This window comes from Alkalihalobacillus sp. AL-G, from assembly GCF_030643805.1.
In the GTDB taxonomy this organism is placed as follows: Bacteria; Bacillota; Bacilli; order Bacillales; family Fictibacillaceae; genus Pseudalkalibacillus.
The window spans coordinates 3,237,139-3,262,624 of record NZ_CP094656.1 but is presented as its reverse complement, the minus strand read 5'-3'; the positions used below and the strand labels follow the sequence as shown (position 1 = coordinate 3,262,624).

Here is a 25,486-nt window from a genome sequence, read left to right as displayed (position 1 = left end):
ATCAGGGTTGTAACGATGTTAAACTTTCCTCGCTCGAAAGTGGTCTGCAAGAACTGGCCAGTTTTGCGGGAAGGATGGACCAAGCACCCAATAGCTGATTCCTCGAATTCCATAGTCTTTGACGGTTTGATATTTGACATTCACACTCCTTGCATCCTCAAACCAAACCTCATGCTGTTGTCCGGTTTCGTCTGTGTACCGGAAAAATGGCGACTGATACGTTTCGTCATACTCGATTGCCACCCCATATTGTAGAGCAAGATTCACTGCTTCTTTCGGGCTTACCGTCCTTGCGTATGTTCCCTCAACCCAAGGAATTTTCCAATCCCGTCCGTATAACGGAACTCCCATTAGTATTTTATCTCGAGGAATCGCAGTTACTGCATAATCGAGAATATCTCTGACCTTATTGATTGGTGCAATTGCCCAAGGTCTACCGCCTGCCCAACCCCACTCATAGGTCATGAGCACGACGAAATCGACAATCTCTCCATGAGCAGCATAATCATGGGCTTCATAAAGCAGTCCTTGTTGTTCCGCGTTTTCTTTTGGAGCAAGTGCGGTTGAAACCGAATACCCTTCAGGACGTAACCTTGCCACAACCCGTCGAAGGAAGTTGTTGTAATTCTCCCGGTCCTCTGGATACACATATTCAAAATCGATGTTCAAGCCTCTGTACCCTTTTTCTCTTATCATGTTTAAAATATTTGTGATCAGTGTCTCTTGAAGCTCGGGATTCCTTAGTAGAATCGCAGCACGATCTGAGCTGAATTCGGTCCCGACAAAGTTCGTCAAAACAAGAAGCGGCGCAACATTTCTCTCCCAAGCAACAGCAATGATTGCTTGGTCATTCAACGGTGTCAGACTGCCATCTTCACTAAAACCATGACTGAACGGGGTTACATAGGTGAAAAATGGGGTCAATGGTGCGACTAATTCAGCACCTGGCTGTAACATTGTGGTCGTATAAGCATTCACATCGATGACTGGTTTCGGCGCATCTGGAATTCGAAGCCGTTGGCCGCTGTAAATCACCGCGGGGTTCTCGATCTGATTCGCTTGAGCTATTGCTTCGACGGTCGTATTATATCGTCTTGCAATCACCCATAATGTTTCACCGGGTTGAATCGTATGATATAAGACCGGAATCGTTAATACCTGGCCAACATAAAGGACTGAAGGGTTAACGAGTCGATTTACGATTAAAATTTCTTGTATGGTCGTTCCGAAACGTTGAGCAATCGCCCAGAGCGTATCACTAGGTTGAACTGAATATTGTGGGTAGGGCGCTGGAATGACCAGTGCCTGCCCAATTACGATTCTATTGGGGTCATCTAAATCATTGGCTCGGACAATCTGATTCATATTCACTCCATACTGTTGAGAGATACGCCATAATGTATCTCCACTTTGCACGACATGTATTTGCACAGCAACCTCTCCCTGTAGTAGTTCTTTTTTACAATATTCACTGGAAAGAAGTTGTGTTAATGACTAGATGGATTGTTCTTAGATATCTATAACCTAAATATTGATGAAAGGAGTATGATGTACCTATTAGGGAAAGGGGTACGAAGTATGTTTGAAAAGAAAAATACAATAGCTAAAATCTTAATTATCATTGGTGTAGCTATAATGGGTATAGGTTTTGTATTTGGTTTAATCGTTGGTACTAGTAGAGAAGGGCTTCTATGGTCAGTTGCATTTTCCACTTGGTTCTCATCATTCGTATACGGAATGATCATCATCGGTTTATCGGGGGTGATCGAACTACTAGATACAAAGTTAACTGTAACCAACAGCCTTTTAGAACAGATAAAGATTCCCGATAAAGAGTTTAATCTTTCCGATGTACATAAAAACGAGCGACCAATACAAAAAGGTGAAAAACAAGCAGAACAACCAAAGAAACCAGAAAATCTTTGGTTATTGTATGATGAAGACAGAGAACGAATCAAGGATTTATTTTCAAAAGATGGAAAGATTGTTGAGAAAATCATTAAGACACCAGTTGAAGATCTCTGTTTTGTAAAATTGAGTAGTGAATCCTTTCAATAGATAGAAGTCGGCGGTTTTAAGCCGATCATTATTGAAAAAGTGATGTGGAGCGAGGGAGTCATTAAATTTTATAATGATGTTATTTCGGATAATGACCATTAAAATGCTTGGCTTCTGAAACCGAGGTGTTTACAAGCCCTTTGTTATTGATCGGAATCATTTGTAAAATATATTGTATTCTCCCAGTATGTCGTGATACGATATACAGTAAGTAGTAATCCTATATAGAGGAGGAATGATATGAAAACAGAGCTATTAAAAGGGAGTACAGGTATCATCCTATTGTCGTTACTTTCGGAAAAAGATATGTACGGGTATGAGATAACCGAAAAGGTAAGGGAAATCAGTGAAGGGTATCTCAAATACAAAGAAGGAACGTTGTACCCGGCATTGAAACGACTGGAATTAAAAGGGTTAGTGGAAAGCTACTGGGAGAAATCAACTGACGGACCACGCCGTAAGTACTACCGGGTTACAAAGGTAGGGTTGAAGGCATTGAATGATCAAAAACAAGAATGGAATATGTTTCAGTCTGTCATGCATCGAATCGTAGGTGATGGAATTGTCGGAACGTGATTCGATTAAGGAATTCAATGACTACATTAAGACACTGACTGCTGATTTACACCTTGAAAATGAAGAAAAGATGGAACTAGAGGAAGAATGGATACAGCATTTGTATGACCACTACGAATCATTACGGAGACAATATGTAATTGAAGAAGAGGCCGTTCGCACCGCAATCGATCAATTTGGAGAGATTCAAATGCTTCAAGATGAAGTGAATCAAACGTATCCAAGTGCGGTTAAGCAACATGCTCAAAAAGAGATTACGATTGGAATTGTTTGTCTTGTGGCAACTCTTATCGGACCGGCTATTCTAATTGGAGCACGTCCGTATGTCCCATTTTTACCTCTCATGTTTGCTTATTTCATTTATCGTTTTGTTATAAGCCAACAGAAGAATGCGATTTTATCCATAGTGGGATTTGCTGCAATTTACGGCTGCTTTTTTCAATTTTTACCCAAAATAATCAATTCACCCCTAACATTTGACCTTTATATTGACCAGCTTTTTTCACTAGAATGGAATCAATTAACTGGACCGGATGGACTTTTTCAATTCGTAACATTACATATGATGTGGTATGTAATTTTGATCAAACAGTTGTTAGATCGTAAAAATTATAGTCCATTATGGAAAAGAATGAGTAATGTAAGCTTTCAATATTGGGCAATGCTTTTAGTTGGCCTTTTTCTTGCAAGATTCCAATCGAGTGGAGAAATGGGTGTCCTATTTTTAAATGTATTTTTGTTATATGCATTTTTACAACAGATTGTTTCAGTTCAGGAATTCAAACTATGGAAGGAAAAGCTGGTACGTCTGATCGTATCTTAATGGGGGAGAAGTATGAAGCGATTTGCTAAAAGTGTTATTCCCTTTTTGATCGTCATGTCAATCGTAGTGTATATGATGGATTTTGGAGACGGAGAAATCGGATATGAAATTATGACCTATGATAGTTTACCAGAAAAATTCAAACAAAACTATTCTGAAATCGGCCCTGATGGTAAGGGGATGTTTGAATTCAATGGCCACACGTATATAACGATTTCTACTGAACCTGGCGAGAAAGTTGAAGTCCTTTTTGTAGGAAATGCACAGGATGGAATCGGGAAAGAAATCCGATATAAGGTTGTAAAAAGAGGGAATGGCGAAGAAGCTAAAGTCATTCACGGGTCTTTGGGTGATTTTACCCTTTGTGTAGTCAGACTAGAGAAAATTGTATCTACGCCATTTGGTTTTATGAAAGACTAGACACTGTTCAGAAACATGTGCGAATGACTTGCGCATGTTTTTTTGTGAAGGGTTTTAGCAGTATTTGTCTAATTAGAAATGAGGGAGATAGATTCTATTTTTAAATTGACAAATTTGTGCTTTTTTCATAATCAGGCACGATCAACATTAAAGATGGTGTCTTTTTCAAATTATTGTGTCCCAATTTCGGAGGTTGAAATATGAAGACCATTCTACTAATTTTATTTCTTATTGCACCAATAATTGGACTTGTTTTTATTTATAGGAAGCGCACAGACGAAGAAGGAAACTTGATTTTAAAAATGATTGGGTATTATATGCTCGGAGCTTTTACTTTCTCACTCAACAACTGGGCGATTCCAATTGGTTTCTTGGTATATTTAATAGCCTTTCACCCGGTGCAAAATATTAAGGTGAAACAACTGTCAGCTTATCTTGGTTTAGGGGTATTTGCTTTACAATTGATAATTTCCCCAATCGAGAATTATATATTCGAGTGGCCGCGAGAGGTTGAAGCAAGCGGGGACAACTTGTATTCTTTCAATTTTCAAAGGAATTGGGAGAAGATTCAAGGAGAGTTTGATATAAATAACAATGCTAAACTACAAAACTTCGAGGCAGAATATAGTCAAGAAGGCGAAATCAGTCAAATGAATTTTGAAGTTGTCAGTCAAGAGCGATCAGGAAAAGTATACAATCGGTATTCCTATAGTGTAGAAGAACAAGTTTTTACTGTACACAGACATCGTGTAGGAGGCGGTTGGCATCGAAACAATATGATAACAGCTTCGTACTTTTTCTCCAAATTGGACGAACTTGATTTGAAGGAAATTAAACCGCAAAATTCCTATTCCTGGTATGTATTGAAGGGCGAGGGGAACCGGTCATCCTATGCCGTATATGATGGAGAAAAATATATAGTTAATAGCGAAAAGATTACAAAAGTTGAAAATTATGAACTTCCCATTAAAGGCTATATGATCACTTCTTGTGGGAAAGATGAAATAACGGAGCCGGTTCGGTTGAGTTGTCAGGAACGAACACAGTTCTTTTTCGATGCAAAGTACAAAAAGAAAGATGAAGTTCCTTTTACCTATCAAGAAGCCATTGCGATTTTAAGAGGAAATGAAAAGGTGAACGATTGGGTGGATAAACATATGGCATCCGATTCAAGACGGAAAGAGAATGGGAAGTACTACATCAAACAAAAGGGGACATGGGAGGAAGTTACGGAGGAAAAGTTCAGGACAAAGATTGAACCTTTTCAACGGCAACATGAACTTCGTGATCAGAAATGGTACATCACGTATGAAGCTCGATTTGGGGATCTACCGTATAAGCTTGAAGGGGTAGTTGATGTAAATACCGGAGAAATCCTTTCTGTTGAGACGATGGAATAAAAGGGGATATTGACATGACAATCAACTTGTTGCCGAACTTTAAAATCAAACACCGGGGGTACATTTCTGAACAATTCATTGAGAGGGGAATTGGTGAATTTCATCTGGCCGCTACGTTTGTGGGGACGTTACCATACGGAAGAAATGCTAATCGAGCGGATTATCGATTAGTCCTTAAGGAAGAACAGGGGACTTGCAGCACAAAACACGCTCTGCTATCGGCATTATGTAATGAACAAGGAATCGCAGACATAAAATTAGTGACTGGAATTTATGAAATGGATAAAAGGAATACTCCAGGAATCGGACAAGTCCTTGAAAACCATAGGTTAAACGCGATCCCAGAAGCCCATTGTTATTTGAAATATGACAATGAACGATTTGACTTTACCAGACTTGATGTAAAAAATGAACCTATTGAGGTATTTTTAACAGAAGAGGAAATCCAACATGATGAGATTGGACACCATAAAACTCAATTTCATCGTTTATATTTAAATAAATGGATACAGGATAATCGGTTAGAGGGTCGTTTCGATGTAGACAGCCTATGGAAAGTTAGAGAGGAATGTATCAAGGCATTGTCGACAACTTAATTAATTGGAGGGCAAACTTTTGGCTATATTATATGATGGTATCGGAAAAACCTATGATACGACACGGCGAGCTGATCCTGAAATTGCGAGACGATTGAAAAGCCACCTGCAAGTTTCAGACGGAGCATCAGTTGTTGATATTGCTTGCGGTACTGGCAATTATACAATTGCGTTAGAAGGATTAGGACTACATATGACTGGTGTGGACATTTCAGCAGAGATGATCACGAAAGCAAAGTCAAAATCAAAGTCTATCAAATTGGACATAGCTGATGCACAGAATCTACCATACTCAAAAAGTACATTTGACGGGGCAACTTGTACTTTGTCCATTCATCATTTCGACAATCTTAGTGCCCCGTTCCAAGAAGTATTTCGAGTGATTGATAAGGGGAGATTCGTAATTTTCACCTCATCTCCTGAACAAATGGAGAACTATTGGCTTAAAGAGTATTTTCCCGAAGCAATCAGAGACTCAGCAGAACAAATGCCATCCTTATCAAAAGTAACCGATACACTAAGAGAAGCTGGATTTGCAATCATTGGACAAGAGACCTTTTTAATGCAGCCTGACTTACAGGATTTTTTCCTTTACAGCGGGAAATATGAACCGAAGATGTATTTAGACGAAAACGTACGTTCAGGAATTTCCACTTTCGTAAATATTGCTTCAAGGGAAGAAATTGAAGAAGGTTGTTCAAGATTGAAAAGAGACATCGAAACGAATAAGATCAATGATGTTTTAGCAAACTACAGCAGTGATCTAGGAGACTATGCTTTCGTCATTGCTGAAAAGAAATAATTCAGCAACAGATGGATGTTGACAATCGTATTGTTCCTTTGGATCGCTGAAAATATAACTACCTTTTTCGGCGCGTGGCAATACCCGAACCAGAGAGACGGTTTGGGATTGGGTGAACCTTGGGAAGATCAGCTCATTCGTTGAAGTTCTTGTTGAACTAGAGTGTGTTTCAATTTGAGGCGTATATGGATATCAATGCAGGTTATGCACTTCACAAAAGGACTCGTTCCTTAATGTGAGGTGTTTTTTTATTTTTGCCATTAAGCAGAAAGTAGATAATTGTGTCTATCGGCTTATTTTATTAAAAGGTAATTGACAATGATAATCGTTTTCATTTAAAGTATAATGCGTAGTGATAATCATTCTCAATAAAAAGAGTGGAGGTAAGATATGAATCAATTGATCTTTTACAGGGAAAACGAAAAGACCGTCCTAGATTGTTTACATAAAAAGCATCCAGTATACTCAACCATTTTTCAACGTTTTCTTCCGATGGCTCGGAAGCGTACTCTTCATCAGCTGATTCAGGCACTTTTAAGAGAGGAAGTTGTAAAAGCAACGTGGTACAAAAAGGATGGCGACTTTGAAGTCACCATTCCCGTTTATGAGGATGGGAAGCTGGTTGTACCCGTATCCAAAAGATATTCGCTACACCATATCGAGATCAGCGGAGATCTATTCTACTCCTTTAAAGGCAGCAGGAGAAAAGTCGATCATCCTGTTGAATTTATAAAATTGCTTTCTATCAAACAGGAGAGTTTAGTAATTGAACTTGAGAACTCAGTGGTCAATTATGCTCTTGCTTTAACCGCTGCTGAATTACGTAAAGAAAAACTGTCATGGGGAGGAGATGTATTTTCCTATCTTCTTAAAGAAAAGAAAGTGAAACCTAACTTCAGTCCTCTTGTATTTGCAGAACAGTGGGTGATCGAGGGTCATACACTTCATCCCTGCTCAAAAACAAGACTAGGCTTATCAACAGATGACGTGATGAATTTTTCACCGGAGTGGGAAGGAAATCCAAATGTAATTCCAGTTGCCGTCCATCGGGATCATGTAAGGATGTCGTCAATGGATGAGTATTCCATGACAGAAATGCTGATTAACGAATATCCCGAAGTAGAAAAGGCATTTCGTGAGCTTACATCTAAAGGACTAGGGGATTACGAATTGATTCCGATCCACCCTTGGCAGTTTGAGCATACGATCAAAATTCGCTTTCAATCTGAAATAGATCAAGGAGTAATCGTGCCACTTGAAAAAACAAGTATTCCAACAGATGCACTCATGTCTTTCCGGTCACTTGCCCCAACAGGCAGCCGAACACATCATCACATAAAAACAGCGGTCGATGTCCAGATGACAAGTGCGAAGCGAATCGTATCACCAGCTTCTGTATCGAACGGCCCAGTAATCTCTGCCCTTTTAAAGAAGATTCAACTAAATGATCCGTCAATCGGGAGTACGCTACAGTTTTTAGCGGAAAAAGCCGGTGGACATTATCAGTCCCATGCCAATGAGGAGGACATGTTTTTAATGAAAAACCTGTCCGCTCTCGTACGAGAAAATCCTGAAGCAGACCTACAAGATGAAGAAATTGCTGTACCAGCTGCATTCTTGATCAGCCAATCTCCTTTTACAGGGAAGTTAATTCTAGTCGAATTGATTGAGGCGTACGGTCGGTCAATGCAAATAAATATGGAAGAAGCTGCGATTGAATACATGAAGGTCTACACAACAGTACTATTTCCGGGTTTGATCACGTTAATGGTCAAGTATGGGATCAGTTTAGAAGCTCATCTCCAAAATGCGATTCCCGTGTTTCAGCAAGGACGACCAGTTCGTTTCCTCCTCAGGGATAATGGTGGAATTCGTATCAAACGAGATCGACTGGACCAAATGACAGGTGCGGAAACGATTGATAACAGCACGAATCTATTAACTGACTCTACCAAGGATTTGTTTACGATGTTTTCTCATGCTCTCTTTCACAATCATGTTGGCGAAATGATTGTACATGTTAGCAAAGAACTTGGTATCGCAGAAAGAAAGGTGTGGAGATCCGTGAAAGAAGTCATCTATTCAACGATTGACGACCTGAAAAAGGATGAAGATTGTAGGGTACAGGCAGAGGAATTGGAAAGGGAACTCTCCTCACCTTTCACATCTTTAAAAGCGCTCGTCAAAATGAGGCTGAGCGAACAAGTGTCGGAAAATGCTTACGTATCCGTACCGAATCCAATGTTGGAACAAAAGGAAGGTGTATATGAACATGCTGACTGAAACAGTAAAAATAAATACATCATCGGAACTACATAAGGAAGAGAGACAATGCCTCCAATTTCTACAGGAACATCATCCACAACTCGTTTCTTATTATCTAAATGTTTTAAATCAAGGAAGGAAGGGGGTGCTTCATAAGCTTGCTGCTTCTTTACTACGTGAAGATATTATTGGACTTTATTCAAAATCGATTACGATGAAAAAAATCGGTTCTGTTTTGGTCATCGGCTTCGAAGGGTTGAATGAAAGCTGGAAAGGGTTGCTGCGTCAACTTCAACAACAAAATCTTCGCGAAGAAATCTCGTATCGCATTTATCGTTTGGACCAACAGCTTCTCGTATTCCCGATCGAAAAAGAGTTCGCTTTTGGCAGAATGATCCTAACAGACGATATTTTGCTGATCAAAGAAAAGAGGGTTCAAATCGTGGAGACGGCAGGCGAGCTGCTTTCGATGATTGCCCACAAGCTTCCGAGAGATGTACAAAACCTACAAAGTGAGCTGGATAATGGAACAGGAAATTACCTTTTAGCACTTTCTTATCTTGAACAATGGAAGCAGGAAGTACAGAAGGAAGCGGAAGGACTGAACGTGAAGACGTCGACGGAATATGCACGTGTTAAAAATTCCCAGGACACATTGTGGAGTTCTTCACTCTTTTTTGAACAGCTTTCTACGGAAGGACACCATTTACACCCGGGTGCCAAGACAAAGACAGGTATGTCACCTTGTGATGTTTTCCGATTTTCACCTGAATTTCATCAATTGCAATTGATTCGCTTTGTTGCGGTAAAAAGGGATAAACTGATTTGGACAGGGGATCAGCCAGACTATATTGAATCTGCGTTTCCTGAGATTATGAACGATTACGAGCTCGCGATGAGGAAAAGCGGCTTGAATCCGGAAAAATATTTGATACTCCCTGTTCATGAATGGCAATATGAGCATGCAATTCCCTCGATCTATTCATTTGAGATTGAGAATAGAGAAATCATTTTTTTAGATGATATAACGATTCAAGGATCACCGTCATCATCATTCAGAACGATTTGGCCGAAAGTTACTGGAAAGCCAGCGTTGAAGCTTGCAATAAACAGTCAGATGACTTCAACGGTACGATCGATTTCAACACAAACTGCGATGAACTCTGTCACTTTTACAAATATGATGAAACAAATCTTGGAAAGGGAGCCGACTCTGGATAAATTCCAGCCGATTAACGAGGTGGCAGGCTATAGCTTTCGATCTCATCGTACAGATCAGTCAAGAAACCTGACCGTCGTGGTGAGAGAAAGCTTGGATGGGCAACTCCAGCAAGGTGAGTTAGCGATTGCAGGCTGCAGCTTATATAATAGTTCACCAGTTTCAGGGAAAACGATATTAAGTGAATTAGTGGACGAATATTGCTGTCATCAAGGACTCGATATGCATCAGGGGGCCGTTTCCTTTTTAGAAGACTACCTCTCTATCATCATTCCTGGCTATTTAACTTTAATGGTGAAATACGGAGTGGCGCTTGAAGGACACTTGCAAAATAGTGTACCTGTATTTAAAAATGGGCAGCTGGTTCGGTTTTACTTCAGAGATTGGGGAGGGTCGAGAATCTTCCTCGAACGCCTCCACCAACAAGACATCAAACCCGAATTTTATCCTGACTCGGTATCGGTAACCGATCGCGAAACGGATATGTGGAACAAAATCTATTACACAGTCTTCCAAAATCACTTAGGAGAATTCATCGTTCAGTTATGTCAGTACTCTGAATTATCCGAGGGTCTATTATGGGAAAAGGTAAGAAACGCTTGTGATGAAAGCTTCAAATCTCTGTTATCTCAAGACATCTACTCATCTAAAAAGGATTCAGAGCGTCTATATAAACCATGTGTAGAGCATAAGGCATTGACGAAAATGCGCCTGTATCCTGATCATGGTTATTGTTACAGTACCGTTCCGAACCCATTGTCGAACAAGGAAGAATCAGCTTGGAAAAAATAAACACCTTTCCGCTACAAGGATTTTTTGCACTGCAATCTACATCCTTCCGGAGATTTTTATATGGGAGCTTTCTTATCCGCACCTCCGAGTGGATGGATTTGACGATACTTAATTGGGTCGTTTATCAATGGACGAATTCGCCATTGATGCTTGGTCTATTAAATGCATGCAGGCTGTTGCCGATTTTCTTTTTCAGCCTCCCAGCTGGAATTCTGGCTGATCGGTTCGATCGCCTAAAAATGCTGACCTTGGCCTATTTTGGACTGTGTATTTCGACATTCCTAATCGCTATGTTCGTCCAAGAAAAACTTCCGATCTTCTGGTTGTTAACAGCGATCACGGTTCGGTCCTTCTTATCGACAATCGAAGTCCCGATCCGAAATGCCTTTTTGTCAGACCTTGTCCCCAAATCCATGCTGGCGAACGGGATAGCGATCCAAACAACAATCATCAATTTGTCGAGAATCATTGGTCCTGCGCTTGCTGGCGTATTACTCGTTCATTCAAGTCCCGGTATACTAATGTATTTTGTATCACTTGGTTCTCTATTTGCAATGATATCCTTATTTTTAATTCAACCGATCGAGCAGAATGGGAAGTCAGATGAAAAACAGGGAAACAAAGAATCAATCAAAGAAACATTCCGATATATTGATCAAAACCCGAAAGTGCTCTCTGTCTTATTAATTGCGATCGCTCCAATGGTTTTTGGTTTTCCATATACGACGATGCTTCCGATTTTTTCAAAGGAACTTCTCGGAATGGGACCTGACGGGTTTGGATTATTGCTCTCCGTTTCATCCGTGGGAGCCATTGTTTCTACGATCCTATTATCGATCGGACAGCCGAATAATTCTCGGAGGTTGTTAGTCTTGTCAGCACTTGGTTTTGGAACAGGGCTGTGCTTCTTTACTTTATTTAACCACAGCTACACCCTTATCCTACTATTCATGTTCTTGATTGGATTAGCAAGCCAATTTTACAGGACTTTGAGCAGAGTGGTCCTTCAATTAAACGTTTCAGAACGATACAGGGGAAGAGTACTCAGCATAGCCTTAATGGATCGCGGTTACATCCCTTTAGGAGCGCTGATTGTCGGATGGGTTGGAAGTTCCTTTGGAGCCTATTCAGCCGGCCTTTTCATGGGATTGGGCTGTATTCTTTCAACCTTATGTATCACCCTTCTAAGAAAAAATCTATGGAATGGACAGGAATGAAGACAATGATGTTAACTATCGAGGATCAAGAAGCAGCAGTAAATGAATTTATAGATTGTCTGATTGAAAAGAGGGCGGAAGGGGATTCCTTTTGTGCATATATCTACAATTTGAAAAAACTGAAGGATCATGCAATCAGGATCAAACAATCTCTACCGGATTTTTGTTATCTCTTTTATGCCATGAAAGCGAATCCGGATATCCGAATTTTAAAAGTACTGGATGAAATAGTCGACGGCTTTGACGCAGCTTCAGCAGGAGAAATCCAGACAGCAAAAACGATTTCTATAAAGCCGGTTATATTTGGAGCACCTGCAAAAAAAGAATATGAGATTAAACATATTGTTCATGGAGATGTTCAATGGACGAATGTTGAGAGCTTTCATGATTTGAAACGACTTCAATACTGGGGAGATAAAGCGGGTACGACCATTCCTATTATTGTTCGAGTGAACCTGAAGGATGACGTCTCTGATAGCCATTTGAAAATGTCTGGTGTTCCAACTCAGTTTGGGGTGGATGAGCGGCATGTCCCGCAACTTTTAAGAAAATTGTCGGTTTCTCCGAACTTAGAATTCAAAGGCTTTCACTTTCATGCGATGTCCAACAACCTTGATGCCGAAAGACATGTTAACTTTATCGAACTATGTATCAAGAAAGCTATTAGCTGGAGTAGAGAACATCGGCTTTCCTTATCTGTTGTCAATGTCGGCGGAGGGGTTGGAATCAACTATTTTAATGCCGATGCACCATTTGAATGGGATATTCTCTCACAAGGTCTTCATACTTTGCAAAAACGATACGGAGCGGAAGGGTTTAAACTGATTCTCGAATTAGGACGCTATATGGTAGCCGATTGTGGATATTACACTGCCGAAGTGATTGACATAAAAGAGAACCATGGAGAACAATTTGCGTTATTGAGGGGAGGCTCTCATCATTTCCGTTTACCGGCTGCATGGAAAATGAGCCACCCGTTCTTCGTTCATCCGGTTGCTAAGTGGGATTACCCGTTCGAACGGCCGATGATTTCAAATTCATATGTGACCATCACTGGTGAACTCTGCACCCCAAACGATGTATTAGCGAAACATGAATATGTAAACGAATTGAAAGTAGGTGACCTTATTATTTTTATGTTTACAGGTGCCTACGGATGGTCGATTTCCCATCGAGACTTTCTATCTCATCCTTACCCTGAAGTGCATTATATCGATTGATCTAAAACCTTTTTAAATGGTTACCAAGGTCAGCTTACGGAATAAACTGACCTTGGTAGTTATAATTAGTCATATTGCCCAGATAAGACCATGTACGTTTCATTATCCGCATCAGCATGCTCTGTCATTTCACTATGATTTCCATAAACCTCATCAAAAAGATACCACCGTTTATGCATGTTGACTTTTGGCAGGGTTCCAGGACTGATACCGTTATTGTCCATTTTGTCATCATCAGACCCAAGAGCGGTATCGATATTCACCCAAGTATCGTGAATTTCTGGCGTGCTGCTAAAGAACATGCCGCTTTGATTAAATAAATCGGTAACGTCCTGATGATAACTGTAATATACGTGATTAGGCGTTCCGTTAAGATTTGGAGCAAGTATCCATCTGTTTTCGATGTTATTCGGCACATCATCCTTCTCCCAAGCACCTACAGCAAAGTACAACGTAAAATCATGATTATTTGTGAATTGGTTACAGTAATCGTCTCCAGAATCTGTACCCCATAACTCACTTCCAAAACGATCCATGTCGGTTCCGAAGAACACTCGGTCTGATCCGAAATGCGGGGTGCCAAATGTCATCAAACGGTCCACATAATAACTGTAACCTAGATTTTCGATAAGATACCTTGAGATTAAACCGCCTTTACTATGTGCTACAAGATTTATATCATCGTAGGAGTTGATGTAGCCTAAGCTTTCTAAATCCCCAATATAATGTCTCAACCAAGCTGCACCTTCTCCAACATGACCATTATGTTCATAATTGAAACCGAAAAGATCAACGTTTGGAGTGTAGTAGAAATCGAGATTCAGCTGCCAGCCTAAATCACCTTGGTCACCAGCATCGCCTAAATAGTGGACATCATAATTCCCATAAGAGGAATCGTATCCATTTGAGTATTCTCTTCCGGTAAAGCTTTCATAACTATTGATATATTCATCCGCCTCTGGGATATTGTCGTCATTTTGCCAAAGCTTATCAAATCCCCATCTTGATGTATTCGAGTTTAATCCATGAACCATGATCGTTGGCTGATTGCCGCTTTCGGTTGATACGGCGGATAAGGTGGCGTATGTTTGAGTGCCATCTGAATATATAGACCCAATCTTATAAAAGGCTTTGCTGACTATTTGTTTCGACCCGCTCATTTTTTCGTCCCTAAACTGTCTTTTTTCTTTAAAAATGATGATATTAGGGTCGGTTATAGCCTTGCCCTTTCGATCAGTTTTCCTTTGACTTCGCATTTCCTGGCTGATTGTTAACCCCGGAATACCAGCTATTTGAATGTTTTGATCAATAGGTACTTTTGATAGTTTAGTAAGGTTTGCATTAGCTGGGATCTTAGACGTTTGATAGGCTTTTTCTGAAACGACAACAAGGGTTCCTCCACCTTTGAATTCGGCAGTTATAACTTGTTCTTCTTGTTCATACTGTTGTGTTTTAACAGGCTTCAACTGTCCTGATTTATGTCTATAAATGAGAAGGAGAGGATCATCCAGCTTGGTGTGAACCGGAATTTCAACGTTGAATAGCAACCCCTTGTTAAGTGTGTCAAAATATATGGTTTTGATCGTATTGATTTTATTCAGCATGATGATCGGATTTTGTTCCATTGAATATTGGCCATAAATCGAACCTACACCAGTCACATTCCCTTTAATCCCGAAATCATTTTTAATGAGCGGTACCGTCCTTGTTTCTTTACCATCTTCAATACCATTTTTGTTTTGATCAGGATCTAAAGGGTTTTGGTTTAATTCAAAAAGTTCATCACCATCATCCAATCCGTCATGATCACTATCTGATTTAGTTGGATCTGTAGTATAGCTTGACACCTCATCGCCGTCACGAATTTGATCATAGTCCGTATCTTCTTCGAGTATGTTCAGGCCCATATCGTCCTCTTTCTGATTCGTTAAACCATCATGATCATAGTCTTCATCAGGTGCGAATTTTAGAGTGCTGTTTATTCCAGTTCCTTGAACAAATTCACCCGTCTTTGCCATACTGGTTGGGGATAAGATAGAGCTTACAAGGGCAATAACTGTTAAAAAAGCAAAGCCTTTTCTCATCATTAAACCTCCTAGATTAAGATTCTGTGACAGTACGATGTGTCTTCGTTAATTCCCAAAATGTAATAGCACACCCTTACAAAATATGTTATTTCTATATCTACATTCATTTAAAGGAACCATTAACGATAATAAGGAGAATTTTACTAACCATTTCAACAATAATTGGGCAATAACGACAAACACACGAAAAAAGGACGACAAAAAGAGCCTGGATTTTTCACCAAGCTCATATTCTTTCAACTAAAGGAAATCTTTTTAGTTTTATCGGCTGATTTTAGAGAAGAACAAAAATAAGAAACCGATGATCCCCAAGATGATTAGTCCAATCGATAAGTAATAAGCAAATTCATTTACAAAGAAAGAATTTATTGCACCAGTAAGACCAATGACCACCAGCAAAACAGGTATTGAAAGTTTAATAAAGTACCTTCCATACTTCAAATGAATCCCACCTTAATTCCCATATTTCAACCTTCTATTAACTAATATACTTTATGATTAGGGGCTCCCCATACTTAACTTATATTTCAATCCTTTTTTGTGTATATCCTTTTTAAACGTATGAATGTAAAGTTTGTATCAGTAGCTGAATAATCTTTTTTAATATTCCTTGACATGAATATTCCTTATGAGGTATATTATATTCATGAAAACAACTTTGAATGCTCTTGCTGAGCCCAACCGATTGTATATTGTAGAACTTTTACGTGACGGACCTCTCACAGTGGGGGAAATTGCCGATCGACTCGGGCTTAAACAGCCACAAGCTTCCAAACATCTTCGTGTACTTAGCAACGCAGGGCTTGTCGAGGTGCAAGCAGTCGCCAATCGACGGATCTACAAGCTGAGGGCAGAACCGTTCAAAGAACTTGAATCCTGGTTGGAATCCTACCGACATATCTGGAACGAGAGGTTCGACCGCTTGGACGATTACCTGCAGGACCTGCAAAGAAAGGAAGTGGACCATGACGACAAGCAGTAGTCCTGCCAATGTGTATTAAAAAAAACTTACTTACAATGAGGCGTGCCCCATGAACGACTCGAATACTCCCATGGCGATGGAGAAAATGAACGTTTAAAGAGCAATACAATAAAACTGAGCTCACGAGGCGAATGATCTTCAAGTCTGAAGAAGAACTTGACACAGTGTTTACGGAGTATCGAGCAATTGAGGGTGCAAAAATCGACACTCGATCGTCTTGAGGAACAATTGTTGAAGTTTTAAGAACCCCTAACCTGAAGGAGGAGTAAGTATCTTGAAAAAATTGACGATTACCTACTGGATTTTCACAGGGCTGTTGGTAGCATTAATGCTTTTAGGTTCTATTCCCGATATCATGTCTACTCCCGAAGCAGTTGCCTTATTCAACCATCTGGGTTACCCTGCCTATCTTCTACCCTTTATTGGAATTGCCAAATTATTAGGTGTGGTAGCGATACTGATCCCTGGTTTTCCTCGACTTAAGGAATGGGCATATGCCGGATTTGTAATTGATTTGACTGGTGCTATGTATTCAAGCATATCAGTAGGTGATCCTGCCGGTGGTTTGGTGATTTTCTTTATTGGATACATTTTGATAGCAGGCTCTTATGTTTTCTATCACAAAAAACGAAAAGCAGTTTCATCGAATCCTATAAATATTAACAAAAGTGTAACGACTAATTAAAAAACATCGATAAAGGAAAACAAACATGTAACGAGAAGTAGTCCTATAATGAAGTCATACGTTGAATATTCGATCAGCATGACCTTTGCTTCATAAAAAAATATTAGGAGGAAGAGTATGTCTGAAAACAAAGTAACAAACAACATCACAACGAACGTCGAGGGTCGGGTTCTTGTCCTGGAGCGTGTTTTCGACGCACCGCGGGACCTAGTGTTCAAAGCATTTTCGGAATCAGAGCACTTAGCTCGATGGTGGGGACCAAAAGGATGGGAAACTGAAAATCGCACGTTTGATTTTAAGCCTAACGGTGTTTGGCATTATTGCATGGAGTGTACAGATAGAAACCAAGGGGAATTTTATGGCCAAAAATCTTGGGGAAAAGCGGTCTATCAAGAAATTATCGAACCGGAGAAGATTGTCTACACCGATGTGTTTTCAGATGAAGAAGGTAAAGTGGCTGAAGGTATGCCAGAGATGTTGATAACGATGACGTTTGTTGAACACGAAGGGAAGACGAAACTGACTACGCGTACCCAATTCGCGTCAGAAGAAAATCTTCAGCAAGTAATGGATATGGGTGTCGTCCAAGGGATCTCTTCACAATATGAACGTCTTGATGAACAACTGCAAGAAATGCAGTAGGACTCAACAAAGGCTAGGGGTGACCCGAAAGGAAATTAATTATGTCCTTTTGAGGTCGCCCTTTCTTTTTCACCTCAAATTCTTAAAGAGGTATACGAAGGTTGATGTTGTATATTTCCAATAAATCTTTGAAAGCAGGTCGTTCATTTCCGTCTCTTCCAACAACGTGTGTGGCTGTTACTAATGCGTTTAATACAGCTTCTTCAGTCGCTTCACCAACTGCCCTGAATGCTGTATCGATTTCCTCTTCATGGATGGTCGGGATGGAAAGGGGCTGGGCTGGTTTCTCGTGAGGGACTTTTATTGCGGTCGAGAAGCCAATGACGACATCGCCGCTTCCATTTGAAATGTTGGAGCCAGTCCGTGATAAGCCTGTCACGGTACGTTTGATGATACGGTTCAGCTGTCTTTCGGAAACGAGAAGGTCTGTTCCGACAATGATCATGATTGAGCCTCTATCTTTTTCCTCATTAGACTTCAATAGTGCATCCTTCAGCTCTTTGCCCACCGGTTTGCCATTTATCATCAAATCGCTTAGCATTCCGAAATTTGCCAACACTAATACACCCATCTTATAAGACCCATGTTCGAGTTTCATAAGCCTGGATGCGGTTCCAATTCCACCTTTCAGTGAGTAGCAAAGCATTCCCGTACCTGCGCCAACCGTTCCTTCCATAAATTCGGAGGAAGCATTCTCCAACGCTTTGAAAACATGTTGCTCAGTAACAAACCTTGCACGAACGTCATTTAGCAGCATATCGTTGCATTCACCGATGATCGGATTCACCGTTCCAGTCGTCCGTCCTATCTCCGGATTCTGTTCGAGCATGTATTCGATCAAGGCATCAGCAGCGGTTCCGATGCTTAGCGTGTTCGTTAGAATGATTGGCGTCTCAAGTGCGCCTAACTCGTTCATTTGTATCGTTCCCATCGTTTTTCCAAAGCCATTGATCACATGGCTTGAAGCGATCAGTTTTTCCTTAAATAGGTTTCCCTGATGAGGCACAATCGCCGTTACCCCCGTTTGACTATTCTGATCACTCAGCGTTACATGACCAACCGTAACCCCATCAACATCTGTGATCGAGTTATGTTGTCCTGTTTCAAACTTCCCTATATCTACCCCGTAATCCCTAATCCTTTTTTGATTATACATAAAAATCCACCTTTCACTCCTTCTCCATTCTATAAAAACGTGATTGTTTCCTTCTGCATACGAAGATTTTATAGCTTTGTTCCTAACCGGTTGATCCTGAAAAAAAGACGTTTAAACGAAATCACCAAGTAAACTAGTAATCTCGTTTAACCTCCAGTACTACCTAATCTAAGCATTGTTTTAGAATGGATTAAAGGAACGGGGCACTTGCCAGCCCCTGATCAAGTATTACGTTTTCCTTTCGATTTTAGAAAAGAATCGACTGACTCATCCAACAGACTTTCCCGATTTGGATCTTCATTGACATCTGTATCCACTTCCATTTCTTGTTTGAAAACACCGTATGTATCATCTTTGTCAAATTGATTTTTATTTGTCACCCGATTATCTCGGTTCTTTTTTTGATCTGACAATATAATCACCTTCGCTCCTATGCATTTGAACTTAGTATGAACAATTCGATCAAAAAAATAAATCCAATTCTCCTTTTACAAATGTTTAAGGATATTTAAGGAGTAATGAATAAATAATCGGAAAAAATAAGGGAAATTGAGCACAATGTCTACAAGAAGGAAGGAGAACAAAATGGACAAGAAACAAACGGAGTATAAACAAAATAAAGAGTATGAGAAAAAGCCGGAAGACGGTTTGTATGGAATCGCCCCTGAGGATAGCCTTCAATCAGTGAACTTCGCAACAACGGAAAATCCTTATTTAAACGAACATTCCGAAGCAGAGTCTGATAACGAAAAATAACCATATCAACTCACTGGGTCAAATTGTGTAATGCCTCTAAAACTGACTTATTAGAGGACATTAATAATGGAGGTATGAATAATGGTCGATGGACAAGAGAGAGATTACATCACAGTTGAAGATGAGAATGGCTTAGAGAAACAGTTTTCGGTTGAGGGTTTATTCGATATAGAGGACCAAACCTACGCATTATTAAGATCTGTAGAAGATATAAAGGATACGATTGTGATGCAAGTGGAAAATGAGGAAGACGGACAGTACCTTATAGGCATAAATGACCCGGATAAAAAAGAAATGGTTCTTGATGCATACGAAATAGCCATCAATGCGAATCCAGCAGATTAAGATGTAGAGGAGAAGGAATTAGAATGGACGATAAGATTATCGATGTAGTGGATGAAGATCTAAAAAAACAAATTGAAGATGAAATTAAGGGCATGACATTCACAAAAAATTTCCGATCTCCTACTGCGGAAGAGTGGTATGTGTTTCTGCCAAATTATAAGGATCCTGTCACAGGTGGTGCACCTGGTAAAACCATTATCCATTATAACCTTTACGACACCAAACATATCTTTATCAACACGACAATCATTTTCGATGACCCAGCCCTACATAAGAACGAGCTGCATCGTCTTGTTTATGCGATTTCAGATGAGATTGTCAATCGACTTGTCGGGTATGCGGACACACTTTTATCGGTCCATTCAGGTGAAAATTCATATAATGCGGAATACAGACAATGAACTAGAGTCTAGTTAAAAGGGCGTAAACTTATTCAAGCGATGTATAGCTAGGTCCGATAACAAGCTTGGTTAATCCAAATATCGACGCGATCGTATGCATAAGGTCAACCAATGTCAATTCCGGTTGACCTATTTTATAGCCTTCTGATAGGAACTTATGTGCAATTTTCCGGATTATGGCACTCCCCCAAACATGACACTTGTCATATATCATAGTGACGTTTATGACTTCTCCAGGACGAGAATCTTTTCTACAATAGAACTAGATATTGTTATCCATGATGTGTTTTGCCCAAGGAGGAAACATGAGATGAGGAAAAAACTAGCAGAATTAAAAAAAAATGTAGCACCTTTCGAAAAATCTGATACCAAGTCAAGTATTAATCAGCTGATTAATACTATTCCGCCGTTCTTCTTGATTTGGTTCCTTGCATATCAAAGTCTGTCCGTTTCGATTTGGTTAACCCTGGCATTGGCAGTTGTAGCAGCAGGTTTCGTTGTCCGGACCTTTATCATCTTCCATGACTGCACGCACCAATCCTTTTTCAAAAACAAAAAAGCGAATCGAGTAATAGGTACCATTACCGGAATCATTACCCATTTTCCGTTTGAAAAATGGAAACATAGTCATACCATTCATCACGCAACAAGCAGTAACTTAGATAAACGTGGTACCGGAGATGTTTGGGTGATGACGGTTGATGAGTATGCTGCTGCTTCATTTTGGGGTAAATTGTCGTATCGCCTATATCGAAATCCATTAGTCATGTTTGGGTTAGGCCCATTCTATCTTTACTTTATTTCGAACCGTTTTAATGAAAAAGGGGCAAGAAGAAAAGAACGATTGAACACGTACTTGATCAATTTTTCGCTTGCCGCTATTTATACGCTTTTAATATGGACAATCGGTTGGCAGGCTTTTCTTATTGTTCAACTCCCGATTCTTTTCGTATCAGGATCACTCGGCATTTGGCTCTTTTATGTCCAGCATCAATTTGAGGATTCCTACTTCGAAACTGAGGAAGAGTGGGATTATGTAAAAGCTGCGGTAGATGGAAGTTCCTATTACAAACTCCCGAAGCTGATGCAATGGTTGACAGGGAGTATTGGATTCCATCACGTTCATCACTTGAGTCCTAGAGTACCGAATTATAATTTGGAAAAAGCACATGAATCGACACCGCCGTTACAAAAAGCAACGACAATTACATTTGCTTCTAGCTTACAATCCATACGTTTCCGTTTGTATGATGAAAAAAACAAGACATTTGTAAGCTTTAAACAAGTTAAAAATCATCTAGGTAAAACAAAAACCAGAGCACAACTGAAGAATATAAGACCAAGCCTTCAAGAAAAATAAATACAATGCGAAGACCCTTCCATTTAGCATTGGAGGGGTTTTCTTGTATATATAAGCCTTTCCTCATCCTAAGAGCTGGTGTGTTTGCTTTTTGTTATACTTAAATGAATAGTTGGATAATAGGCTGAAATCATAAATAAAAATGGAAAAGAGGGGGCCGCTATGCAGAATTGGTATCACATTATCCCGAAAAATACCGGGCTTAGCTCCTACGTATGGATTATATTTTGTATTCTGCCTTTCTATTTTATTTTTCGCTCATCATCAACAATGGAAATTGTTTTCGGCATATTGATGTTTTTGCTGTTCTATGCTTCATACCGGCTATCCTTTATTTCTAAAAGTTCGTCTGTCTATGTATGGGTGAGTATAGAAATGGCTATAAGCATTGTCATGACTTTGCTTTTCGGTTATGTATATTTTGCGCTTTTTTTAGCGTTTTTTATTGGAAACATTCAAAATAAAATCGGGTTTTTAACGTTATATGTAGTTCATCTTCTTAGCACTATTGCTACGATCAGTATCGTGTTTTTTTGGCAAAGTGAAATGATGCTTTCCCAATTACCGTTTATCATCATTAGTTTGATTGGTGTCATCCTATTGCCATTCACAATGTACAATCGAATCAAGCACGAAAAATTGGAAGGTCAATTAGAAGATGCAAATAAAAGGATTTCGCGGTTGATGATTATAGAAGAACGTCAGCGAATTGCACGTGACTTACATGATACTCTGGGACAAAAGCTCTCGCTCATTGGATTGAAAAGTGATTTGGCTGGGAAATTAATGTACAAGAATCCAGATTCAGCGAAAAACGAAATCAATGATATCCACCAAACGGCACGGACAGCATTAAAAGAAGTGAGAGAAATGGTTTCGGATATGAGGGGATCAAAACTGAAAGATGAAATTACCCATGTCCAGCAAATGTTAGATGCTGCTCAAATGGAATTCAATTTTAAAGGAAATCCAGAACTTACCACTACTCCTTTATTGGTTGAAAATGTGCTTTGCATGTGTTTGAAAGAAGCTGTAACGAATGTTGTCAAGCATAGCGAGGCATCATCCTGCAGTGTCTTAATTGATCAATCACCTAATGAAGTACTTATTAAAGTCCATGATAATGGAATTGGTATATCACCTAAAGTGGATTCCCTAACACGGCATGGACTACGGGGGATGAGAGAACGGCTGGAATTTGTGAATGGAAGTTTAGAGATTGAATCATCAAATGGAACGATACTAACTATTCGTGTACCTAATGTCATTCAACAAACGGAACAGGGGGGATTAGTATGATTCGAATTGTCATCGCCGAAGATCAACGAATGCTGTTGGGAGCTCTCGGGTCTTTACTTGACTTGGAAGAAGATATGGAAGTCGTCGGTAAAGCAAGGAACGGAGAAGAGGCATTGGCTATGGTGAAGGAGCACCAGCCCGATATCTGTATCATGGACATTGAAATGCCATTGAAAAGCGGACTTGATGCTGCCGAAGACTTAAAGGACAATCCTTGTAAAGTGATTATTTTAACAACCTTCGCCAGGACAGGGTATTTCGAACGTGCTCGGAAGGCTGAGGTAAGCGGTTATTTATTAAAAGACAGCCCGAGTGAGGAACTAGCGAATTCAATCCGTGTGATTATGGACGGTCGACAAGTTTATGCTCCTGAATTAGTTGATATTGCATATGGAAACAGTAATGGAAATCCACTGACTGAGCGTGAAAAACAGGTGATTAATTTGATTGCCGAGGGAAAGAATACGAAGGAAATTGCGAGCGAGCTCTACCTTACCAATGGGACTGTACGGAATTATGTTTCCGTCATCCTCGATAAACTCGATGTAAGCAACCGGATCGAAGCCATTTCCCGATTTAAGGAAAAGGGTTGGTTTAAATAAAATTCTCCCACTTCCGAAGTATGAAGCTTCCAACCTAAACACCCTAAATAATGATTTTTAATAAGATATGATCCGGGCAAAAAAACTTAAGAGGGGATATTTTTTTAGGCTCAGGATAAAATAAAAAAAATTTTAAAGGGGGGAAATTTAGATGGAAGTTGAAAAATTAACACCTGCTGAGATTTCGAATTTGTGGAATTCCTATATTAGTAATACGATGGCTCAAAACGTCACCAAATATTTTAATGCAAATGCACAAGATGAAGAATTACATAACATCCTCGAATATGCAGAGGAAATATCGATAATCGAGGTTGAAAAGTCTAAGGCATTTTTAGAAAAAGCGAAACAGCCTCTTCCACAAAGGTTTGAAGAAAGTGATGTGGATATTAATGCCCCTGCAATTTGTACAGATAATTTCACTCTACTTATTAAGTATAAGTTAGTTCAAGATGCGCACATTGTTTATTCCTTGTCTTTAAATACTAGCACGCGTAAAGATCTGCGTGAGTTTTATCAAGAATGTCTTAAAAACTCGGCGGAACTTTACAACCGATTGGCAGATTTAATGATAAAAAAAGGGTTGCAACATCCTGAGGTTCATATTCCAACCACAAATCACATCGGAAAAGTCAGCAAACAAAGTTATTTGGCTGGGTGGTTTGCGGACCGTCGTCCAATAAACACAATGGAAATTAGTCAACTGGTACATAATTTGAAGTCGACAGAAGTCCATAAAACGTTTTTGAAAATCTTCAGTCAAATTACCTCATCCAACGAATTGAGGAAGCATTTTGAACGTGGAGTTGAAATGTTCCAAAAGCACTTGGATATTTTCCAGTCCGTCCTTACTGAAAATGACTTGCCCAAATTACCTACTTGGGAAAGTGAACTGACGGATACAACTGTATCTCCGTTTTCAGACCGATTAATGTTGTATAAAATGACATTATTAACCTCAGCAGCAGCTGGACGATACGGTAGCGCACTTTCAAGTGTACAGAGAAAGGATTTGGGCACTCATTTTATGCGTATAATGGCGGAAACTTTACAATACGGGGAAGACAGTTTAAATCTAATGATTGAACGTGGCTTTATGGATCAAATGCCAATGGCAAAAGAAACACCCTCAGACCCTTCCTCAACGTGACGGGCTATGGAACGACCATCGATATGATATTTATCACCTTATAATAATGAAGTTCATAACTACAATCTGAACCTCCTTTTAAGTACGATGGTAGTAACTTAACAAAAAGGAGACATACAAATATGAAAAAAAGTTTAAGCGTCGGATTGATGGTAGGTATCTTATCAGGGCTAGCAGGAATTGTCACGGCCTATGTTATAGGTTTTTCGACAGGACTATGGTTCGACCAGTTGACCTGGCTTTCAATCGGGCTCGCTTCGATTGTTACTAATTTTGTAGGTGCACTGATTTTCGTAAAATGGTTAAAGAAAACGGAAAGACCGAGACTCTATTATACGTTCCTCGTAGCTATAATCACTTTGGTGATGACACTCAATGATATTGCAAACCCACCAGAGGTAGATTTCGGTATCGTAGCACACCCTCTCCATATAGTCGTGGCTTTAATTTCGATCTGGCTTGTTCCGAAATGGCTCAAGCAAGAAAAGATCGAATCCGTCCAAACCACCATAGATAAAAATACATCTGATGTCCATCATTAAATGTTCATTGAATGAATTTTTACTGAACCCTTCCTTCTTATACAAACTTTTCCATGGTACGATAAATGCATATCAATTAATTGGGAAGCGA

Annotated in this window: 28 protein-coding genes and 1 pseudogene; 23 read left to right on the top strand and 6 right to left on the bottom strand. The window is 39.7% G+C overall.

The annotated features are described in order from the left end of the window. Positions 1-18: 18 nt before the first annotated feature. The gene (locus tag MOJ78_RS16710) at positions 19-1,431 is read right to left on the bottom strand and encodes a glycoside hydrolase family 18 protein (RefSeq protein WP_304978465.1); all 1,413 of its coding nucleotides are present in this window, start codon (positions 1,429-1,431) and stop codon (positions 19-21) included. A gap of 147 nt (positions 1,432-1,578) precedes the next feature. On the opposite strand from MOJ78_RS16710, the gene MOJ78_RS16705 reads away from it, so the two are divergent. The 12 genes and pseudogenes from MOJ78_RS16705 (at position 1,579) to MOJ78_RS16650 (ending at position 13,388) form a co-directional block, all read left to right on the top strand. Further along, on the top strand, positions 1,579-2,058 hold the full coding sequence (locus MOJ78_RS16705) for a hypothetical protein (RefSeq protein WP_304978464.1): 480 nt from the start codon (positions 1,579-1,581) through the stop codon (positions 2,056-2,058). Positions 2,059-2,298: 240 nt separating this feature from the next. Continuing rightward, positions 2,299-2,634: a PadR family transcriptional regulator gene (locus MOJ78_RS16700; RefSeq protein WP_304978463.1), complete on the top strand. Its 336-nt coding sequence runs from the start codon at positions 2,299-2,301 to the stop codon at positions 2,632-2,634. Beyond that, on the top strand, positions 2,621-3,457 hold the full coding sequence (locus MOJ78_RS16695) for a permease prefix domain 1-containing protein (protein ID WP_304978462.1): 837 nt from the start codon (positions 2,621-2,623) through the stop codon (positions 3,455-3,457). Before MOJ78_RS16700 ends, MOJ78_RS16695 begins: the two co-directional genes overlap by 14 nt. 12 nt (positions 3,458-3,469) lie before the next feature. Then, positions 3,470-3,877 (top strand): hypothetical protein, encoded by a 408-nt coding sequence (locus MOJ78_RS16690; protein ID WP_304978461.1) that lies wholly within the window; start codon positions 3,470-3,472, stop codon positions 3,875-3,877. A gap of 200 nt (positions 3,878-4,077) precedes the next feature. Continuing rightward, positions 4,078-5,277: an ABC transporter permease gene (locus MOJ78_RS16685; RefSeq protein ID WP_304978460.1), complete on the top strand. Its 1,200-nt coding sequence runs from the start codon at positions 4,078-4,080 to the stop codon at positions 5,275-5,277. A gap of 14 nt (positions 5,278-5,291) precedes the next feature. After that, on the top strand, positions 5,292-5,873 hold the full coding sequence (locus tag MOJ78_RS16680; RefSeq protein ID WP_304978459.1) for a hypothetical protein: 582 nt from the start codon (positions 5,292-5,294) through the stop codon (positions 5,871-5,873). Between the two features lie 19 nt (positions 5,874-5,892). Further along, a complete protein-coding gene (locus MOJ78_RS16675) occupies positions 5,893-6,675 on the top strand; it encodes a class I SAM-dependent methyltransferase (protein WP_304978458.1) in 783 nt (260 codons plus the stop codon). A 24-nt stretch (positions 6,676-6,699) separates the two neighbouring features. Beyond that, positions 6,700-6,853: pseudogene (locus MOJ78_RS16670) on the top strand (DUF817 family protein); the annotation flags it as partial. A gap of 212 nt (positions 6,854-7,065) precedes the next feature. Further along, positions 7,066-8,958 (top strand): IucA/IucC family protein, encoded by a 1,893-nt coding sequence (locus MOJ78_RS16665; RefSeq protein WP_304978457.1) that lies wholly within the window; start codon positions 7,066-7,068, stop codon positions 8,956-8,958. Beyond that, positions 8,942-10,951: an IucA/IucC family protein gene (locus tag MOJ78_RS16660; protein ID WP_304978456.1), complete on the top strand. Its 2,010-nt coding sequence runs from the start codon at positions 8,942-8,944 to the stop codon at positions 10,949-10,951. Before MOJ78_RS16665 ends, MOJ78_RS16660 begins: the two co-directional genes overlap by 17 nt. Continuing rightward, positions 10,939-12,168 (top strand): MFS transporter, encoded by a 1,230-nt coding sequence (locus MOJ78_RS16655; RefSeq protein ID WP_304978455.1) that lies wholly within the window; start codon positions 10,939-10,941, stop codon positions 12,166-12,168. Before MOJ78_RS16660 ends, MOJ78_RS16655 begins: the two co-directional genes overlap by 13 nt. Before the next feature lie 5 nt (positions 12,169-12,173). Continuing rightward, positions 12,174-13,388, top strand: coding sequence for a type III PLP-dependent enzyme (locus MOJ78_RS16650; RefSeq protein WP_304978454.1), 1,215 nt, complete (start codon positions 12,174-12,176; stop codon positions 13,386-13,388). Positions 13,389-13,453: 65 nt separating this feature from the next. Here the strand turns inward: MOJ78_RS16650 and MOJ78_RS16645 are convergent, their stop codons facing one another. After that, a complete protein-coding gene (locus tag MOJ78_RS16645; RefSeq protein ID WP_304978453.1) occupies positions 13,454-15,472 on the bottom strand; it encodes an esterase/lipase family protein in 2,019 nt (672 codons plus the stop codon). A 264-nt stretch (positions 15,473-15,736) separates the two neighbouring features. Continuing rightward, positions 15,737-15,916, bottom strand: coding sequence for a hypothetical protein (locus MOJ78_RS16640; RefSeq protein ID WP_304978452.1), 180 nt, complete (start codon positions 15,914-15,916; stop codon positions 15,737-15,739). Positions 15,917-16,121: 205 nt separating this feature from the next. Between MOJ78_RS16640 and MOJ78_RS16635 the strand changes: the two genes are divergently transcribed. The 3 genes from MOJ78_RS16635 to MOJ78_RS16625 all read left to right on the top strand — a co-directional run bounded on the left by MOJ78_RS16635 (position 16,122) and on the right by MOJ78_RS16625 (position 17,784). After that, a complete protein-coding gene (locus MOJ78_RS16635) occupies positions 16,122-16,457 on the top strand; it encodes an ArsR/SmtB family transcription factor (RefSeq protein WP_304978451.1) in 336 nt (111 codons plus the stop codon). A gap of 274 nt (positions 16,458-16,731) precedes the next feature. Then, entirely contained in the window at positions 16,732-17,142 is a 411-nt protein-coding gene (locus MOJ78_RS16630) for a DoxX family protein (protein ID WP_304978450.1), read from the top strand. 117 nt (positions 17,143-17,259) lie between these two features. Next, positions 17,260-17,784, top strand: coding sequence for an SRPBCC domain-containing protein (locus MOJ78_RS16625; protein WP_304978449.1), 525 nt, complete (start codon positions 17,260-17,262; stop codon positions 17,782-17,784). An 82-nt stretch (positions 17,785-17,866) separates the two neighbouring features. Here MOJ78_RS16625 and MOJ78_RS16620 read toward each other — a convergent pair whose 3' ends face one another. Both MOJ78_RS16620 and MOJ78_RS16615 read right to left on the bottom strand, forming a co-directional pair. After that, complete coding sequence (locus MOJ78_RS16620; RefSeq protein WP_304978448.1) at positions 17,867-18,940, bottom strand: DmpA family aminopeptidase; 1,074 nt, start codon at positions 18,938-18,940, stop codon at positions 17,867-17,869. A gap of 221 nt (positions 18,941-19,161) precedes the next feature. Continuing rightward, on the bottom strand, positions 19,162-19,353 hold the full coding sequence (locus MOJ78_RS16615) for a hypothetical protein (protein WP_304978447.1): 192 nt from the start codon (positions 19,351-19,353) through the stop codon (positions 19,162-19,164). 172 nt (positions 19,354-19,525) lie between these two features. Between MOJ78_RS16615 and MOJ78_RS16610 the strand changes: the two genes are divergently transcribed. From MOJ78_RS16610 to MOJ78_RS16600, 3 genes are all read left to right on the top strand, one after another. Then, positions 19,526-19,696 (top strand): hypothetical protein, encoded by a 171-nt coding sequence (locus tag MOJ78_RS16610; protein ID WP_304978446.1) that lies wholly within the window; start codon positions 19,526-19,528, stop codon positions 19,694-19,696. Positions 19,697-19,777: 81 nt separating this feature from the next. Next, entirely contained in the window at positions 19,778-20,041 is a 264-nt protein-coding gene (locus MOJ78_RS16605) for a DUF1292 domain-containing protein (protein WP_304978445.1), read from the top strand. Between the two features lie 23 nt (positions 20,042-20,064). Then, positions 20,065-20,442: a hypothetical protein gene (locus tag MOJ78_RS16600; protein ID WP_304978444.1), complete on the top strand. Its 378-nt coding sequence runs from the start codon at positions 20,065-20,067 to the stop codon at positions 20,440-20,442. A gap of 28 nt (positions 20,443-20,470) precedes the next feature. Here the strand turns inward: MOJ78_RS16600 and MOJ78_RS16595 are convergent, their stop codons facing one another. Next, the gene (locus tag MOJ78_RS16595; RefSeq protein ID WP_304978443.1) at positions 20,471-20,656 is read right to left on the bottom strand and encodes a hypothetical protein; all 186 of its coding nucleotides are present in this window, start codon (positions 20,654-20,656) and stop codon (positions 20,471-20,473) included. Between the two features lie 96 nt (positions 20,657-20,752). On the opposite strand from MOJ78_RS16595, the gene MOJ78_RS16590 reads away from it, so the two are divergent. From MOJ78_RS16590 to MOJ78_RS16570, 5 genes are all read left to right on the top strand, one after another. After that, the gene (locus MOJ78_RS16590) at positions 20,753-21,802 is read left to right on the top strand and encodes a Delta(5) desaturase DesA (protein ID WP_304978442.1); all 1,050 of its coding nucleotides are present in this window, start codon (positions 20,753-20,755) and stop codon (positions 21,800-21,802) included. 162 nt (positions 21,803-21,964) lie between these two features. After that, entirely contained in the window at positions 21,965-23,101 is a 1,137-nt protein-coding gene (locus MOJ78_RS16585) for a sensor histidine kinase (RefSeq protein WP_304978441.1), read from the top strand. Further along, positions 23,098-23,703, top strand: coding sequence for a response regulator transcription factor (locus MOJ78_RS16580; protein ID WP_304978440.1), 606 nt, complete (start codon positions 23,098-23,100; stop codon positions 23,701-23,703). The genes MOJ78_RS16585 and MOJ78_RS16580 overlap by 4 nt, the downstream gene beginning before the upstream one ends. Before the next feature lie 151 nt (positions 23,704-23,854). Beyond that, a complete protein-coding gene (locus MOJ78_RS16575) occupies positions 23,855-24,853 on the top strand; it encodes a DUF3231 family protein (RefSeq protein ID WP_304978439.1) in 999 nt (332 codons plus the stop codon). 122 nt (positions 24,854-24,975) lie between these two features. Beyond that, the gene (locus tag MOJ78_RS16570) at positions 24,976-25,395 is read left to right on the top strand and encodes a hypothetical protein (RefSeq protein WP_304978438.1); all 420 of its coding nucleotides are present in this window, start codon (positions 24,976-24,978) and stop codon (positions 25,393-25,395) included. Positions 25,396-25,486: the final 91 nt, after the last annotated feature.